Annotated in this window: 15 protein-coding genes; 9 read left to right on the top strand and 6 right to left on the bottom strand. The window is 68.9% G+C overall.

Annotated features, from left to right (window positions below):
• The first annotated feature begins 40 nt into the window (after positions 1–40).
• Complete coding sequence (locus ACFXP5_RS06260) at positions 41–1,333, top strand: ABC transporter substrate-binding protein (protein WP_394529381.1); 1,293 nt, start codon at positions 41–43, stop codon at positions 1,331–1,333.
• 115 nt (positions 1,334–1,448) lie between these two features.
• Here ACFXP5_RS06260 and ACFXP5_RS06255 read toward each other — a convergent pair whose 3' ends face one another.
• From ACFXP5_RS06255 to ACFXP5_RS06235, 5 genes are read right to left on the bottom strand one after another with little or no spacing between them, the layout of a single operon-like run.
• Complete coding sequence (locus ACFXP5_RS06255; RefSeq protein ID WP_394543947.1) at positions 1,449–2,246, bottom strand: hypothetical protein; 798 nt, start codon at positions 2,244–2,246, stop codon at positions 1,449–1,451.
• Positions 2,247–2,278: 32 nt separating this feature from the next.
• Positions 2,279–3,082 (bottom strand): ABC transporter ATP-binding protein, encoded by an 804-nt coding sequence (locus tag ACFXP5_RS06250; protein ID WP_394529379.1) that lies wholly within the window; start codon positions 3,080–3,082, stop codon positions 2,279–2,281.
• Positions 3,079–4,017, bottom strand: a complete 939-nt coding sequence (locus ACFXP5_RS06245) for an ABC transporter ATP-binding protein (RefSeq protein ID WP_394529378.1) — start codon at positions 4,015–4,017, stop codon at positions 3,079–3,081. The genes ACFXP5_RS06250 and ACFXP5_RS06245 overlap by 4 nt, the downstream gene beginning before the upstream one ends.
• Entirely contained in the window at positions 4,010–4,990 is a 981-nt protein-coding gene (locus ACFXP5_RS06240; RefSeq protein WP_394529377.1) for a branched-chain amino acid ABC transporter permease, read from the bottom strand. Before ACFXP5_RS06240 ends, ACFXP5_RS06245 begins: the two co-directional genes overlap by 8 nt.
• Positions 4,991–5,004: 14 nt before the next feature.
• Positions 5,005–6,291, bottom strand: coding sequence for a branched-chain amino acid ABC transporter permease (locus ACFXP5_RS06235; protein ID WP_394529376.1), 1,287 nt, complete (start codon positions 6,289–6,291; stop codon positions 5,005–5,007).
• Positions 6,292–6,618: 327 nt separating this feature from the next.
• Between ACFXP5_RS06235 and guaB the strand changes: the two genes are divergently transcribed.
• Together guaB and ACFXP5_RS06225 are read left to right on the top strand one after the other, a co-directional pair.
• Complete coding sequence (gene guaB / locus ACFXP5_RS06230; RefSeq protein WP_394529375.1) at positions 6,619–8,121, top strand: IMP dehydrogenase; 1,503 nt, start codon at positions 6,619–6,621, stop codon at positions 8,119–8,121.
• A 35-nt stretch (positions 8,122–8,156) separates the two neighbouring features.
• Positions 8,157–8,792: a TMEM175 family protein gene (locus ACFXP5_RS06225; protein WP_394529374.1), complete on the top strand. Its 636-nt coding sequence runs from the start codon at positions 8,157–8,159 to the stop codon at positions 8,790–8,792.
• Positions 8,793–8,815: 23 nt separating this feature from the next.
• Here the strand turns inward: ACFXP5_RS06225 and ACFXP5_RS06220 are convergent, their stop codons facing one another.
• Positions 8,816–10,261 carry an MFS transporter gene (locus ACFXP5_RS06220; protein WP_394543946.1) on the bottom strand — a complete coding sequence of 482 codons (1,446 nt, stop codon included), beginning with the start codon at positions 10,259–10,261 and terminating at the stop codon, positions 8,816–8,818.
• An 80-nt stretch (positions 10,262–10,341) separates the two neighbouring features.
• Here ACFXP5_RS06220 and ACFXP5_RS06215 point away from each other — a divergent pair, with 80 nt between their 5' ends.
• From ACFXP5_RS06215 to ACFXP5_RS06190, 6 genes are all read left to right on the top strand, one after another.
• Positions 10,342–10,965: a TetR/AcrR family transcriptional regulator gene (locus ACFXP5_RS06215; RefSeq protein ID WP_394543944.1), complete on the top strand. Its 624-nt coding sequence runs from the start codon at positions 10,342–10,344 to the stop codon at positions 10,963–10,965.
• Between the two features lie 54 nt (positions 10,966–11,019).
• The gene (locus tag ACFXP5_RS06210) at positions 11,020–12,138 is read left to right on the top strand and encodes a GuaB3 family IMP dehydrogenase-related protein (RefSeq protein ID WP_394529518.1); all 1,119 of its coding nucleotides are present in this window, start codon (positions 11,020–11,022) and stop codon (positions 12,136–12,138) included.
• The gene (locus ACFXP5_RS06205; protein ID WP_394543943.1) at positions 12,135–12,965 is read left to right on the top strand and encodes an SURF1 family protein; all 831 of its coding nucleotides are present in this window, start codon (positions 12,135–12,137) and stop codon (positions 12,963–12,965) included. Before ACFXP5_RS06210 ends, ACFXP5_RS06205 begins: the two co-directional genes overlap by 4 nt.
• A 38-nt stretch (positions 12,966–13,003) precedes the next feature.
• Positions 13,004–13,528, top strand: coding sequence for a DUF3817 domain-containing protein (locus ACFXP5_RS06200; protein ID WP_394529369.1), 525 nt, complete (start codon positions 13,004–13,006; stop codon positions 13,526–13,528).
• Positions 13,525–15,105: a glutamine-hydrolyzing GMP synthase gene (guaA, locus tag ACFXP5_RS06195; RefSeq protein ID WP_394529368.1), complete on the top strand. Its 1,581-nt coding sequence runs from the start codon at positions 13,525–13,527 to the stop codon at positions 15,103–15,105. Before ACFXP5_RS06200 ends, guaA begins: the two co-directional genes overlap by 4 nt.
• Positions 15,106–15,277: 172 nt before the next feature.
• Positions 15,278–16,651 carry a glycosyltransferase gene (locus ACFXP5_RS06190; protein ID WP_394543942.1) on the top strand — a complete coding sequence of 458 codons (1,374 nt, stop codon included), beginning with the start codon at positions 15,278–15,280 and terminating at the stop codon, positions 16,649–16,651.
• Positions 16,652–16,732: the final 81 nt, after the last annotated feature.

Here is a 16,732-nt window from a genome sequence, read left to right as displayed (position 1 = left end):
TCCCGAGCCGTGCCCGCGTTCATCCACAGCAAGGAGCAACATGAGCGTCATCACACGTTCGCGTGCAGGCAAGATCATCGGCGGTATCGCCGTTATCGGTGCCAGCGCGCTCGTCATGGCCGGCTGCGCCGGAGGCACCAGCGGCAGCGAAGCCTCCGGTTCTTCCGAACCCGATGCCGGAACAGGAGCGGTGTCCGAGGCGGACGGCGTCTTCCACGTCGGCACGATCCTGCCCCAGACCGGCAACCTGGCGTTCCTCGGCCCGCCCGAGATCGCGGCCGTTCAGCTCGCCGTCAACGACATCGAAGCGGCCGGCGACGCCTTCCCCTTCACCACCGAGCTCACCGAGCGCGACTCCGGTGACACCACGACCGACATCGCGACCCAGTCCGCCGGCGAGCTCGTCGACGCGGGTGTCGACATCGCGATCGGCGCCGCCTCCTCGGGCGTCTCGTTCACCTTCGTCGACCAGTTCGTCGACGCGGGCATCGTGCAGATCTCCCCGGCGAACACCTCGCCGGACTTCACCGACTACGACGATGACGGCTACTACTGGCGTACCGCTCCCTCGGACGTGCTCCAGGGCCGCGTGCTGGGTAACCTCATCGTCGGAAACGGCGCCGAGAAGGTCGGCATGATCTACGTCAACGACCCCTACGGCATCGGCCTGAAGGACAACGCGACCACGGCCATCGAGGCCGCCGGTGGCGAGGTCACCGCAGCCGTCCCGTACAACCCGGGTGACACGGTCTTCACGTCGCAGGTCGACGAGCTGCTCGCATCCGAGCCCGACGCGATCGCCGTGATCGCGTTCGAGGAGACCTCCTCGATCATCCCCGAGCTCGTCAGCACCCAGGGCTACCCGGCCAACCAGGTCTACTTCGTGGACGGCAACCTGTCGAACACGTACGAGTTCCCGGCCGGCACGCTCGACGGCGCGCAGGGCACCCTGCCCGGCAACCCCGCCGACACCGAGTTCCAGGCCCGCCTGCTCGAGGTCGACCCGTCGCTCACCGACTTCAGCTACGCACCCGAGTCCTACGACGCGGTCATCGTGGCTGCGCTCGCTGCGGCTCAGGCCAAGGACGACTCGGGTACCGCGATCCGCGACAACCTGCAGTCGGTCACCGAGGAGGGCGAGAAGTGCGAGACCTTCGACGCCTGCCTCGCGCTGGTCAACGACGGCACCGACATCGACTACGACGGTGTCTCCGGTCCGATCACCTTCGATGAGAAGGGTGACCCGACCGAGGCCTACATCGGTATCTACCAGTACGGTGCCGACAACAAGTACACCCTGCTGACCACGGAGTTCGGCTCGCTCGCCGAGTGATCTCCCGCTGAGCAGCGGAAGGGCCCGGGTTTCGACCCGGGCCCTTCTGCGTGCCCTCCGGCCGTCGCGTGCCCTCCGGCCGTCGCGCGGCCTCGGGTGGGGGCGGATGCTCGGCTCAGGTCAGTCCGCAGGACGCGGCGACGTACGTCAGCAGCGTGTCCGCGAGGCCCTCGGTGCGGGGGAGGGGGAAGGCCAGCTCCTCGCCGTCGATCTCCACCACCAGCGTCAGCCGGGTTCCGACCTTGTCCTCGGCGATCGCGTGCGGGTCGCAGCGCCGGGGCTCGACCGGCACCTCCACGACGCGGGGCGTGCTCGAGCCGTCCAGGGTGAGGCCGAGGGGCCATTGTTCGGTACCGGGGAAGCGCAGGAGCGGAGTACCGCGCACGCCGACCAGGCGGACCGTGCCGACAGCATCCGCCACCGGCTCGATCTCGAGCGACACCAGGGCCGTGCCGTCGGCCTGCGCGGCGCCGGCGACCGCGGTCACCCTCGCCACCGCTTCGGTGCGCTCGCGCGCGCACTCCGCCTCGACGAGGCGGGGGAGCGCCCCGAGCTCGTCGACGAGCGGGGTGGACGCTGAGCGAGCGCCAGCGCCGTCGTCGAACGTCGCGGTCATCGTCACCTCGGCGGGTGCGGCGCACGACAGCGGGGGAAGGAACACCGGCAGGTTCACGGCCCGGCCCGGCTGCAGCACGGTCGACGCCCCGTCCCATTGCGCGACCGCGGTGAAGGCGGGCGACGAGAGCGTGAGCTCGGTCACCGTCACGGGCTCATCGGAGTCGTTCTCGAGGTGCACCTGCACGCGATCGACGCTGAGGTCACCGCGCAACTGCACGAGCTCGGCGGTGAGGCCGTCGGGGACGACGCCGGGAGCGGATGCTGCGCAGCCCACCAGGTGGAGAGCGCCGAGCACTCCCAGCGCGAGCCCTCCCCACCGACGCGTGATCAGACGTCGGTGTCGCGCGCGGCGTCTCGTTTCGCGTCCTCGTCGGTTGCCAGCGTGCCCAGGTACAGCTCGATCACGCGGGGATCGTTGAGCAGTTCGCGCCCGGTGCCGGTGTAGGCATCCTTGCCCTGATCGAGAACATACGCGCGCGAGCATATTTGCAGGCAGCGTCGTGCGTTCTGCTCGACCATGATGACGGTCACGCCCGCGCGGTTGATCTCGGCGACGCGCAGGAACGTCTCGTCCTGGCGCACCGGGGAGAGTCCGGCGGAGGGCTCGTCGAGGAGGAGCACGGACGGCTCCATCATGAGGGCGCGCCCCATCGCGACCATCTGGCGCTCACCACCCGACAGCGAACCAGCGCGCTGCTTGCGGCGCTTGGCGAGCTCGGGGAACAGCGAGGTGACGAACTCGAACCGCTCGGTGAACAGCTTGGGGCGCTGGAACAGCCCCATCTGGAGGTTCTCCTCGATCGACAGGCTCGGGAAGACGTTGTTGTTCTGCGGCACCATGCCGACGCCCTTGGCCACGAGCTTGTCGGCCTTGAGAGCGGTGATGTCCTCACCGTTCAGCAGGATCGCGCCGCCGCGCACCTTGACCTGGCCGAAGATGGCCTTCAGCAGCGTCGACTTGCCGGCGCCGTTGGGGCCGATGATGCCGATGAGGTCACCCTCGTAGGCGTCGATCGAGCAGCCGTTGAGGATGTTGACGCCGGGCAGGTACCCGGCGACGAGGTCGTCGGTGCGCAGGACCGCGGTGCGGTGCTCGACCTTCAGCGGGTCGATGGTCGTCGCGTCGGTCATGCCTTGGGTCCGTTCTTCTCAGCGTCGAAGTCGGCGTCCTCTTCGGCGGCGAACGCCTCGTGCACCGCGATCGCGTCGGTCGCGGTCATGTCGCCGAGGTCGGTGTCGTGGTGCGCGCCCAGGTAGGCGTCGATCACCGCGGGGTCGCTCATGACCGTCTCGGGCGGCCCCTCGGCCACCACGCGACCCTCGGCCATCACGATGACCCAGTCGGAGATGTGACGCACCATGTGCATGTCGTGCTCGACGAAGAGCACCGACATGCCCTCCTTCTTCAGGTCGAGGATGTGCCCCAGCAGGCTCTGCGTCAACGCGGGGTTCACCCCGGCCATCGGCTCGTCGAGCATGACGAGCTTCGGATCGCTCATGAGCGCCCGGGCCATCTCGAGGAGCTTGCGCTGACCGCCCGAGAGTGAAGCGGCGAAGTCCTCGCGCTTCTCGTCGAGCTTGAAGCGGGCGAGGAGCGCGTCGGCGCGTTCGGTGTTGGCCGTCTCCTGCTTGCGCCAGAACGCGGGGATCAAGGCGCGGAGGATGTTCTCGCCCGACTGGCCACGCGCTCCGAGGAGCATGTTCTGCAGCACCGAGAGTCGGCCGAGCGACTTGGTGAGCTGGAAGGTGCGCACCATCCCGCGACGGGAGACCTTGAACGCCGGCACCCCCGCGAGGTTGGCGCCTTCGAAGCTCCAGCTGCCGGTGTTCGGCTTGTCGAACCCGGTGAGCAGGTTGAATAAGGTCGTCTTGCCCGCGCCGTTGGGACCGATGAGGGCCGTGATGGCGTTGCGGGGGATCTCGAGGTGCTCGACGTCGACGGCGGTGAGGCCGCCGAACTGCCGGGTCACGCCGTCGGCGACCAGGATGGGGTCGACCTTGGCGCTGCCCGGGCCGACGGGCCCCTTCACCAGGGGGTGGGTCATGGGTGTCGTCGTGTCAGACATTGAACGACAGCTCCTTCTTATTGCCGAAGATCCCCTGCGGTCGGAAGATCACGAGCAGCATCAATCCGATACCGACGATGATGAACCGTACCTGCCCCGCTTGGGTGGTCGTCATGAATCCGAGGACCCCGCTGTCGCGGAGGCCCACGATGATGCCGTTGGACAGCGACAGCAGCACCCAGAACAGCATCGAACCGACGATCGGGCCGAGCAGGGTGGCGGCGCCTCCGAGCAGGAGGGCGGTCCAGATGAAGAACGTGAGCGCGGTGCCGTAGTTGCCCGGCTGCACGGCGCGCGGGAGGATGAACACGATTCCCGCGAGCCCGCCGAGCACACCGCCGAGCACCAGCGCCTGCATCTTGTACGAGTACACGTTCTTGCCGAGGGCGCGCACGGCGTCCTCATCCTCGCGGATGCCCTTCACCACGCGTCCCCACGGGCTGCGCATGAGTGCCCACACCAGCAGCGTCGCCAGCACCACGAGACCCCAGCCGAAGACCCGCAGCCACCACTCGTCAGCGGAGTAGGTCCACCAACCGATGCCGTAGGTGCCGTCCGGCAGGGGGTTGAGGTCCTGGAAACCGCGGTTGTAGCCGTTGAGGCCCTGTGATCCGCCGGTGATGTCGGTCAGGCCGACGGTCGAGACGATGTAGCGCACGATCTCGGCGGCCGCGATCGTGACGATCGCGAGGTAGTCCGCCCTGAGCCTCAGGGTCGGGATGCCCAGGATGAACGCGAAGATCACCGAGGCCCCGATCGCGATGAGGATGGCCAGCCACACGGGCGAGCCGAGCGACAGCGTGCTGATCGCGAACGCGTAGGCGCCGACGGCCATGAAGCCCGCCTGCCCGAAGTTCAGCAGGCCGGTGTAGCCGAAGTGCACGCTCAGGCCGATCGCGGCGAGGGCGTAGGCCGCAGTGGTCGGGCTGATGAGCTCGCCAGCGGCGTTTCCGAGAATACTTCCCCAGTCCATGTCCTATGTCCTTCTCAGCCGATTCGCTCTTTGCGCCCCAGTACGCCCTGCGGGCGAATGAGGAGCACGCCGATGAGGACGACCAGTGCGACGGCGTACCGCAGGTCGGGCGGGATGATGATGGTCGACAGCTCGGTGATGAGGCCGATGATGAGCGAGCCCACGAGGGCGCCGAACGCGCTGCCCAGTCCACCGAGGGTGACGGCGGCGAACAGCAGCAGCAGGATCGCGAAGCCCATGTCCCACGTGACTCCGCGGTACAGCCCGTAGAGGATGCCCGAGAGGCCCGTGAGGAACCCGGCCATCATCCAGACGATGCGGATCACGCGGTCGACGTTGATACCGGATGCTGCCGCGAGGGACGCGTTGTCGCTGACGGCGCGCGTGGCCTTGCCGATCCGGGTGCGGGTCAGGAAGTACCCGACGAGGATGAGGAACACGATGCTGATCCCCATGCTCACCAGCGAGGTCAGAGTGATCGTCACCGGTCCGAGCGAGACGGTATCGGTGATGCCGATATTGATGTTCTGCGTACCGCCGCCGAAGAAGAAGAGGAAGAGGTAGCGCACGACGATCGACAGACCGATCGTCACGATCAGCACTTGGACGAGACCCACCCCCTTCTTCCGAAGTGGTTGGAACAGCACAGCATCCTGCGTCCATCCGAACGCCGTCGAGAGCACAAGCGTCACCAGAAGGGCGACGATCACGTTCCAGCCGAGCATCGTGGTGAAGATGTAGAAGAAGATCGCACCGAAGGTGAGCATCTCGCCGTGCGCGAAGTTGTTGACGCCCGTGGTGCCGAAGATCAGCGAGATTCCGATGGCCGCGAGGGCGAGGAGGAGGCCGAAGTTCAGGCCGTAGACCAACCGGGTGAAGATCGTGTCCCAGATGGTGCCCGACGCGGTCGTGCCCTCACCCGTCGGGAACAGCACGTTGACGGTGTTCGTCGTGCCGATCGTCACGTCGCGGGTGATGTTCTCGGGGTCGCGCGGCACGACGCCCTCGGGAAGGCTCTCGACGTCGAGGGTCGCGGTGTAGGTGCCCGGCTGGGGCACCGCGACGCTCCAGCGACCGTCGGCGGCCGTGGTGCCGGTCTCTTCGAAGCCGTCCCCTTCGATCAGCACGTCGACGCCCTCGAGGGGTTCATCGTCGGCGCGGATGATGCCGCCGATCGTGTACGTCGTCGAGAAATCGGCGGTCGCGCTGGGCGAGGGCACCGGTTCGGTTGTCGCCTGCGCGGAAGCGGGCATCGGGATCAGCAGAACCAGCGCCGTGATGACGGTGGCGAGCAACGACAAGGCGAACGCGACCCGCGGCAGCGGGCGCCCTCGAGTTGCCGTCGTGGATGGGTGACCCACAGAACCTCCAGTTTCAGCACGGCTGACACTGTTGGTCGCATCAGCTTCGACAGACGACGTTACGAGCGTAATGTGTCGGCAGTGTTTCCGGGCTGAGCCGACAGCAACGTCTGGTGTGTTCTGGGAATCATATGGGCACGACCGCCCCTTCCTGTTCCCCTCGGAATGAAACGGGCGTCCGCGCCCTTAGAATCAGTACGGCGCGCCTCAGAAGCGCACCGGCCGTCGTCGTCCTTTCGAGCAACGCGCCGAGCGCGCAGGAGAACCATGGTTGATCACGACCCTTTCGGCTTCATCGGACTCACGTACGACGATGTCCTCCTTCTTCCCGGTCACACCGACGTCATCCCCAGCGAGGCTGACACCTCTTCGCGGGTGACCCGGCGCATCACGGTGGCCACCCCGTTGCTGTCCAGCGCGATGGACACCGTCACCGAGGCGCGGTTGGCGATCGCGATCGCCCGCGAGGGCGGGCTGGGCATCATCCACCGCAACCTCGCGATCGCGGAGCAGGCGTCGATGGTCGACCGCGTCAAGCGCAGCGAGTCGGGCATGATCTCCGACCCGATCACCACGACCCCCGACGCGACGATCGAAGAGGTCAACGACCTCTGCGCGAAGTACCGCATCTCGGGCCTCCCCGTCATCGACGAAGACGGCCGCCTGGTCGGCATCGTCACCAACCGCGACATGCGCTTCGTCTCGGGCTTCGAGCGGCAGTCGACGTTGGTGAAGGACGTCATGACGAGCGAGGGCCTCATCACCGGCCCCGTCGGCATCCACGCGAACGACGTCATCGCGACGTTCGCGAAGCACCGTGTCGAGAAGCTGCCGCTCGTCGATGACGACGGCAAGCTCGCGGGGCTCATCACGATCAAGGACTTCGACAAGAGCGAGAAGTACCCGCTCGCCACCAAGGACGAGCAGGGACGCCTCCGCGTCGGCGCGGCCATCGGCTTCTTCGGCGACGCGTGGGAGCGCGCCGAGGCCCTCCGCGACGCCGGAGTCGACGTGCTCGTCGTCGATACCGCCAACGGGCAGTCCGCCGGCGTCATCGACCTCGTCCGCCGCCTGAAGGGCGACGCATCCTTCGACCACGTCGACATCATCGGCGGCAACGTCGCCACCCGCGAGGGTGCGCAGGCGCTCATCGACGCCGGTGTGGACGCGGTGAAAGTGGGCGTCGGCCCCGGGTCGATCTGCACCACCCGCGTGGTCGCCGGCGTCGGCGTACCGCAGGTCACCGCGATCTACGAGGCATCCCTCGCCGCCCGCGAAGCGGGTATCCCGGTGATCGCCGACGGCGGCCTGCAGTACTCCGGCGACATCGCGAAGGCGCTCGTCGCCGGCGCCGACACCGTCATGCTCGGATCGCTCCTCGCCGGTACCGACGAATCTCCCGGCGAGATCGTCTTCCAGGGCGGCAAGCAGTTCAAGCAGTACCGCGGGATGGGATCCCTCGGCGCGATGCAGACCCGCGGCAAGAAGACCTCGTATTCGAAGGACCGCTATTTCCAGGCTGATGTGCCGAGCGACGACAAGCTGATCCCCGAGGGGATCGAAGGCCAGGTCGCCTACCGCGGTCCGGTCTCGGCCGTGGCCTACCAGCTGGTCGGAGGGCTCCGCCAGTCGATGTTCTACGTCGGCGCGCGCACGATCGACGAGCTCAAGGCCAAAGGCAAGTTCGTGCGGATCACGGCGGCGGGTCTCAAAGAATCCCACCCGCACGACGTGCAGATCGTGGTCGAGGCACCCAACTACAAGCGCTGATCACCGGGGGCGCGGCGCTTCAGTACGCTGAGCGCATGTTCGCCCGGCGCGCTCACCCCGACGCGACCCAGTCGACGTCGCGGCTGGAGGCGTTCACCGACGGCGTCTTCGCGATCGCGGCGACGCTGCTCGTGCTGAACCTGACCGCGCACACGCTGGGGCCCGTCACCTCTGACGGCGACCTGCTGCGGGCGCTCGGGGGCATGTGGGAGCTGTTCCTCAACTTCGCGCTCAGTTTCGTTCTGCTGTGCCTGCTGTGGATGACGCACATGCAGCAGTTCGAGCACGTCGCCCGGGTCGATGCCGTCATCGTGTGGCTGAACAACGCGCGCTTGCTCTTCATCGTGCTCGTGCCCTTCGCCACCGGACTGATGACCGAGTACCAGGAGTTCCTCGTCGGGCGCCTCGCGATGCCGGTGACGTTCTTCTTCGCGGTGCTGTGCAGTTGGTTGCAGTGGATCTGGGCCGCCCGCCACCGCGAGACGATGCTGCCCGACCTCAGCGCCGAGCAGGTGGACGCGCTGGGCCGCGCCGGACTGAGCGCGACCCTCATCTCGATCGCCGTGGTGGCGCTCAGCACGGTCATCGGCTCCGCGGCGTTCGCGTTGTTCTTCTTCGATTTCCTGCTCACGCGCGTGCTCACCCCGCGCGCTGCGCGCGCAGCATCCTGATCCTCCGTGTGCGGGGGAGCGGGTCAGGGCGTGAGCTGGGGCTCGCGAGACGGGGCGGATGCTGCCGCGACGGCGGGTGCAGAGCGCCCGGCCGGCAGCCACAGGGCGATGACCGTGGCCGCGAGCAGCACCCCGGCACCGACGAGCACGGCGGGCCGGGCGGCCTCGACGTACAGGTCGGGGCGCAACTGACCGCCCGCACTGACGAACACCGCCGTCATGACCGCGGTGCCGAGCGCGACGCCCAACTCGCGCACCGTGGAGTTCACGCCCGACGCCTTGGCGTGGTCGATCACCCCGAGCGTGGCGAGCAGCGCGGTGGCCGAGGGGGCGAAGACGAGTCCCATGCCCACTCCCGCGAGGATGAAGGGCGCGACGAGCTGCGGATAGTCGAGCGTCGCCGACATGATCATCGCGATCCACCCGAGCGCGACCCCCTGGAAGAGCAGGCCGGCGACCATCAGCACGCGCGTGCCCACTCGCGGGGCGAAGATCCCCGCGAGTGGCGCGATGAACATCGGCGCCAGGGTCCACGGCGTGGTGCGCAGGGCGGCCTCGAGGGGCGAGGATCCGCCGACCACCTGCATGTACTGGATGAGGATGAACACCGAGCCGAAGGTGCCGAAGCTGAAGGCGAAACCCACGATGTTGGTCACGCTGAAGGAACGGTCGCGGAACAGCCGAAGCGGCACGAGCGGCGCCTTCGCCCGCGTCTGCCACCACAGGAACGCGATCATCAGCGCGCCGCCGACGGCCAACTCGAGCACGACGCTCGGTGAGTCCCAGCCGTCGTCGTTGCCACGGACGATCGCGTGCACCAGCGCCAGGACCGAGCCGCCCGCCAAGAGCGCACCCACGACGTCGATGCGCGCTCGCAGGCCGTAGTCGTTGTTGAGTGCCCACCAGGCGAGCGGGATGGCGATCAGCGCGACGGGAACGTTGAGCCAGAAGATCGCCTGCCAGTTCCAGCCCTCGATGACTGCTCCGCCGACCAGGGGTCCGACCGCGACGCCCAGACCGGAAACGCCGCCCCAGATGCCGATCGCGAGCGGGCGTCTCTCCGGCGCGACGCCGCCGGAGAGCAGGGCGAGGGAGAGCGGAAGCACCCCCGCCGCGCCGAGTCCCTGCAAGGCGCGCGCGGCGATCAGCTGTCCGGGGTCGACGCTCAGGGCGGCGAGCACCGAGCCGATGCCGAAGACCGCGATGCCCACGAGGAAGACCGTGCGCCGTCCGAGCCGGTCGCCCAGGGCGGCCGCGACGAGGATGAAGCTGGCGAACACGAGCGTGTACGCGTTGACGAACCACTGCAGCTCTTCGACGCTCGCGCCCAGTTCGCTGTGCAGCACGGGCAGCGCGTTGGTCATGACGAGGTTGTCGAGAGTGGCCATGAACATGGGCAGGGATGCTGCCGCCAGAACGACACCGAAGGCTCGGCGACGCACGGGCGGAGTGGTGGCGGGGACTGACATGCCGACTCGCTTCCGGGTAGTTGTAATCGAATGATTACCTGACTCGAGTCACTGTAGTAATCGACTGATAACATGTCAACATGACCCCGCGCACTCCCCAGACGCCGATCGTCAAGCGCATGAGCTCGGACGAGCGGCGGGAGCAGATCCTCGACGGCGCGCTCGCCGTGTTCGGGTCGAAGGGGTACGTCGGTTCGACCACCGACGACGTTGCGAAGGCGGCCGCGGTGTCGCAGCCGTACGTCGTGCGCCTGTTCGGTTCGAAGGAGAACCTCTTCCTCGCCGCGATGGAGCGTGCCCTCGACGAGCTGATGAGGGCGTTCCGCGCGGCTCTCGCCGACACCGACGACGAGCGGCCCGTATCGCGGCGTCTCGGCGATTCCTATGTCGGGCTGCTGCGGGTGCGGGGCCTGCACCAGACGCTCTCGCACTGCTTCCTGCTCGGCGGTCACCCCGTGATCGGCCCGGCGGCGCGACGCGGCTTCGCCGACGTCTGGCGGTTCCTGCGCGAGGAGGCGGGTTTCGACGCCGACACCGCCCGGGTGTTCCTCGCCGAGGGCATGCTGATCACCACCATGATCGGCCTTCGCCTGGTGGACGACTACGCCGAGGACCCCTCGGTCACCGAACTCTTCCTCTCCTGCTTCCCGACCGACCTGACCGAAGTGCTCGAGCGCGCCCCCCGCGGCGACGCCCCCTGGTGACCGACGACGACCCGCGGGGGCGTCGGGCACGGCGGGTAGGCTGAACGGGTGAGCATGGAGATCGAGATCGGACGCGCCAAGCGCGCGCGCCGCGCCTATACCTTCGACGACATCGCGGTCGTGCCGTCGCGGCGCACGCGCAATCCCGAGGACGTCTCGACGGCGTGGACCATCGACGCGTTCCAGTTCTCCATCCCGGTGCTCGCTGCTCCCATGGACTCCGTCGTGAGCCCCCGCACCGCGATCATGATCGGCCAGCTGGGCGGTCTGGGCGTGCTCGATCTCGAGGGCCTCTGGACCCGGTACGACGACCCCGAGCCGCTGCTCGCCGAGATCGCAGGCCTCCCCGACGCCGAAGCCACGCGTCGGATGCAGGAGCTCTACTCCCAGCCGATCAAGCCCGAGCTGGTGCGCGACCGCCTCGCCGAGATCCGCGCAGCGGGTGTCACGGTGTCCGCCTCCTTGACGCCGCAGCGCACGCAGGAGCTCTACGAGACCGTCGTCGCGGCGGGCGTCGATCTGTTCGTCATCCGCGGCACGACCGTCTCGGCCGAGCACGTCTCCTCGGTCGACCAGCCGCTGAACCTCAAGAAGTTCATCTACGACCTCGACGTGCCGGTGATCGTGGGGGGAGCAGCCACGTACACCGCCGCGCTCCACCTGATGCGCACGGGCGCCGCGGGTGTCCTCGTCGGATTCGGCGGGGGAGCAGCATCCACCACCCGTGCCACCCTGGGCCTGCACGCACCGATGGCCACCGCCGTCGCCGACGTGGCCGGCGCTCGTCGCGACTATCTCGACGAGTCGGGCGGCCGCTACGTTCACGTCATCGCCGACGGGGGCGTCGGCACCTCCGGCGACATCGTCAAGGCGCTCGCGATGGGGGCGGATGCCGTCATGCTCGGCGTCGCGCTCTCCCGCGCGACCGATGCCCCGGGTCTGGGCTACCACTGGGGTGCGGAGGCGCACCACCCGAAGCTGCCGCGCGGCCGTCGGGTGCGCGTCGACCAGGTCGGCACGCTCGAGGAGATCCTCTACGGCCCGGCTCCGGTCGCGGACGGCACGGCGAACCTCATCGGGGCGTTGCGCAAGTCGATGGCCACCACCGGATACTCCGACCTCAAGGAGTTCCAGCGGGTCGAGGTCGTCGTCGCGCCGTACGGCCGGGGATGACCGCGGAGCCCACGGCCACGCCGCAGCCGGAGGTGTTCCCCCCGACGCTGCGGGAAGTCCTGCTGCGCCCGCAGTGGCTCGGGATGCTGCTGCTGTCGCTCGTGGTCGCCGGGATCTTCGCGTGGCTCGGCCAGTGGCAGCTGAGCCGCGCCGTCGACACGTCCCCCACGCCCCCCGGGGCGACCGAGCAGGTGCAACCGCTCGACGAGGTCGTGCAGCCGGGCGAGTACCTGCCCGAACCGCTCGTCGGTCAACGCGTCGAGGTCGAGGGCCGTTGGGTGCCCGAAGACTTCGTCGTGGTCTCGTCGCGCTACAACAACGACGTCGAAGGCTACTGGGTCACCGGGCAGCTGCGCGTGGCCGATGGATCCGACCCGGTCTCCCTCGCCGTCGCGGTCGGCTGGACCGCCGATCGGGGCGAGGCGGATGCTGCCGTGCAACGCCTCGACGATCAGGTCGCAGCGGATCCCGACGCGACCGTCGCTCTGACCGGCCGGATCATCTCCGACGAGGGCGCGGGGCTGCCGCCGAGGACCGAACCCCTCGAGATCCCCCGCATGTCGCCGGCGGCCCTGCTGTCGCGCTGGCACGACATCGAGGGTCTTGACGTCTACCGGCCCTATCTCACCTCGGCCGATCCTCTCGGTGGGCTCGAAGCGATCGCCTCTCCGGCGCCCGCCGAAGGCTCGAGCGTCAACTGGCTGAACATCTTCTACGCGGTCGAGTGGGCGGTCTTCGCCGGATTCGCGTTCTACCTCTGGTACCGCCTCGCCCGCGACGCGTGGGAGAAAGAGGTCGAAGACCTCGAAGATGCTCAGGCTCTCTGAGCGCGGCTCCTTTTTCGCCGACGGCTAGACTGGACTCCATGCCTCGCGCCCCCAAACTCGCCTCTTTCCCGGCCATTCGCGGAGCGCTGAAGTTCTACCAGATCTGCTCGATCATCACGGGCGTCGGCCTGTTGCTGCTGCTGACCGAGATGATCCTCAAGTACACCCCGCTGCACGTCGAGCTCTTCGCGGGGGGCTCGGGCGGTGCGCTCTGGCTCGCGCGCGTCATCCCCGGGCCCGGCTGCGAATGGTTCTCGCTGTTCCTGCCCGGCGGCAACGGGTGCGACCTCGTGTCGGCCGGCGACGGCTTCAACATCTCGCTCGCGATCCTGGTCGCGCACGGCTGGTTCTACGTCGTGTACCTGTTCTCGTGCTTCCGCATCTGGAGCCTCATGCGGTGGCCATTCCGCCGCTTCCTCTTCCTCGCCCTCGGGGGTGTCGTGCCGCTGCTGTCGTTCTTCCTCGAAGCGATCACGGCACGGACCGTCAAGACCTACCTCGATGGCCGCGAAGCCAGCGAAGCATCCGTCCCCGCCCCGAAAGGCATGGAGACCACCCCGTGACCGAACAGACCGAGACCTCCCAGCGTCCCGTCCTCGTCGTCGATTTCGGCGCGCAGTACGCCCAGCTGATCGCGCGCCGCGTGCGCGAAGCGGGGGTGTACAGCGAGATCGTGCCGCATACGGCCACGGCCGAAGAGATCGCCGCGAAAAGCCCCGTCGGCATCATCCTGTCGGGTGGCCCGTCCTCGGTGTACGAGGACGGCGCCCCCTCGCTCGACGCCGGCGTCTTCGATCTCGGGGTCCCGACACTGGGCATCTGCTACGGCTTCCAGGTCATGGCGCAGGCGCTCGGCGGCGAGGTGGCCAACACCGGCCTGCGTGAGTACGGCGCGACCGATGCCACCGTCGTGACGGAGGGCACCCTGCTCGCGGGGCAGCCCGCCGAGCAGAACGTGTGGATGAGCCACGGCGATCAGGTGTCGCGAGCGCCCGCCGGTTTCGACGTGCTCGCGCGCACCGCGAGTACCGCCGTCGCCGCGTTCGCCAACGACGCTCGCCGGATGTACGGCGTGCAGTGGCACCCCGAGGTCAAGCACACCGACCACGGCCAGCGCGTCATCGAGAACTTCCTGCACAACGCCGCTGGACTCCCCGCCGACTGGAACAGCGACAACGTCATCGCCGAGCAGGTGGAACGCATCCGCGAGCAGATCGGGTCCGCGCGGGTCATCTCCGCCCTTTCGGGCGGCGTCGATTCGGCCGTGTCCACCGCGCTCGTGCATAAGGCCGTCGGTGACCAGCTCACCGCGATCTTCGTCGACCACGGGCTGCTGCGGAAGGGCGAACGCGAGCAGGTCGAGAACGACTACGTCGCCTCCACCGGCGTACGCCTCGTCACGATCGACGCGCGCCAGCAGTTCCTCGACGCCCTCGCCGGGGTCAGCGATCCCGAGCAGAAGCGCAAGATCATCGGGCGCGAATTCATCCGCTCCTTCGAGGCCGCCGAGCGCGACCTCGTCGCCGAAGCCGCGGCCGACGGCGAGCCCATCCGCTTCCTCGTGCAGGGCACGCTCTACCCCGACGTCGTGGAGTCCGGCGGCGGCGCGGGAACGGCCAACATCAAGAGCCACCACAACGTGGGCGGTCTGCCGGAAGACCTGCAGTTCGAACTCGTCGAGCCGCTGCGCACCCTCTTCAAGGACGAGGTGCGCGCGATCGGACGAGAGCTCGGCCTGCCCGAGGTGATCGTCGGCCGTCAGCCCTTTCCGGGCCCCGGCCTCGGCATCCGCATCGTGGGTGAGGTCACCGCTGACCGCCTCGAGATTCTGCGTGACGCCGACGCGATCGCTCGCGCCGAGCTGACCAAGGCGGGCCTCGACGGCGAGATCTGGCAGTGCCCGGTCGTGCTGCTCGCCGATGTGCGCTCGGTCGGGGTGCAGGGAGACGGACGGACGTACGGACACCCCATCGTGCTGCGGCCTGTCTCTTCGGAGGACGCGATGACCGCCGACTGGACCCGGCTGCCGTACGACGTGCTGGCGAGGATCTCCAACCGCATCACGAACGAGGTGCGCGACGTCAACCGCGTCGTCCTGGACGTCACGTCGAAGCCGCCGGGGACGATCGAGTGGGAGTGAGCGCTCCGGCTCACGCCCCGTTCTCGTCGCCGTCGCCGTCTCCGGGCACCGCGATATCCCCTCCGAACCAAGAGCAGGGCCCCTACCCCGATCGGCTCGGAGGGGATATCACTGCGCCCTCCGCAGGCGACGACGCCGAGCGCGATCCTTCGCGGTGAGGAAGGATAGAGCGGTGTTCCCGGAGGCTTGGTACCTCGTGCTGTCAAGCCGGCTGGTGCCGGGACTCGACGGGGGATACACCGTCGCCACGCTCGCCCGCTCGCGACACCTGGTCGACGCGGGCGCCGAGACGGCGCTGCTGACGGTGGATCCGGGCACGCCTGCCGCCCACGCGGAGCACCGCGACGCGTTCGTTCAGCGCGGCGAGGTCGATACCGCCGAGCGGATGCGCAACCTCTTCGACGAGGCATCCGCCCCCGAGGGCGGAGCCGCCCCCTGGCTGCGCGAGGCTGCCCACGCCGGGGCTGCGAACCCGGAGCTCGAGTACCGGACGGTGGCGGATGCTGCGGGCCGCCCGGTCGCGGCGCTCCCGGTGATCGTCGACGATCCCGACTGGCACCTCACACGGGAACCGATCGTGGTCTTCGACGCCGCCGGGGAAGCGGTCGGCGTCGTCGACGGTTTCGGCGCGCTCTACCGCGCGTGGCTCGAGGAGGTCGTCCGCCGGCTGCGGGCGCAGATCGACCGGCCGGTCGTGCTGATCAGCGAGTCGCGTCAGCTCGGCGAGCTGCTCGCCGGCTGGAGCGACCCCGAGGTGCGGATCGTGCACGCGGTGCACACCATCCATCTCGAGCCGCCGTACACCGCCGATGCGCCCTTGAACGGGCTGTGGTCGCGGTGGTTCGCCGTCGTCGAGCGGTTCGACGCCGTGCTGTGGCCGACCGCGTCGCAGCGCGCCGATGTCATCGCGCGGTTCGGCGAGTCCGAGGTGCACGTCGTCGCGCCCCACGGTGTGACGCAAGCCGCGACGGTGGTCGACCCTGCATCGCGGGTTGCCGGGCGGGTCGTCGTGCTCGGCCGTCTCGCCCCGGGCAAGCGGGTCGACCTGGCCATCCGGGCGTTCTGCTCGGTCGTGGCGGCCGTGCCCTCCGCGACGCTCGACATCTACGGCGACGGCGCCGAGCGCGCCCGGTTGCAGGCGCTGATCGACGACCTCGATCTGGGTTCGGCCGTCACGCTGCGCGGGGTGACCGACGACCCCGGCGCGGTGCTGGACGAAGCATCCGTCTACCTCTCCACCTCGGCGTTCGAGGGTCAGGGCCTCGCCCTCGCCGAAGCTCTCGCCCACGGGACCCCCGCGGTCGCTTTCGACATCCGCTACGGCCCGAGCGACATGCTCGCCGAGGGCGGCGGGGTGCTCGTGTCCGACGGCGACGTGGACGCCCTCGCGGCCGCCCTCATCGCGGTGCTCGGCGACACCCCGCTGCGCGAGCGTCTCTCGGCCGAGGCGGTGCGGGCCGCCGCGAACCTCGATCCGCATTCGACGACTGCCACCCTGGCGTCGGTGGTGCGCGACGTGCTCGCCCGCCCCTCCCGCCGGACCTGAGCCCCCCTCTCAGTCGGGGTGCATCCGCCCCTCCCGGTCCCGTCGTCCCGGGTCCATAGCCCCTCCCGGACCGAATGCAGG

It is taken from the genome of Microbacterium hanjuni, from assembly GCF_043556395.1.
Classification (GTDB): Bacteria; Actinomycetota; Actinomycetes; order Actinomycetales; family Microbacteriaceae; genus Microbacterium.
The sequence above is the reverse complement of the archived record's forward strand: the minus strand, read 5'-3'. Positions and strand labels throughout refer to the sequence as shown.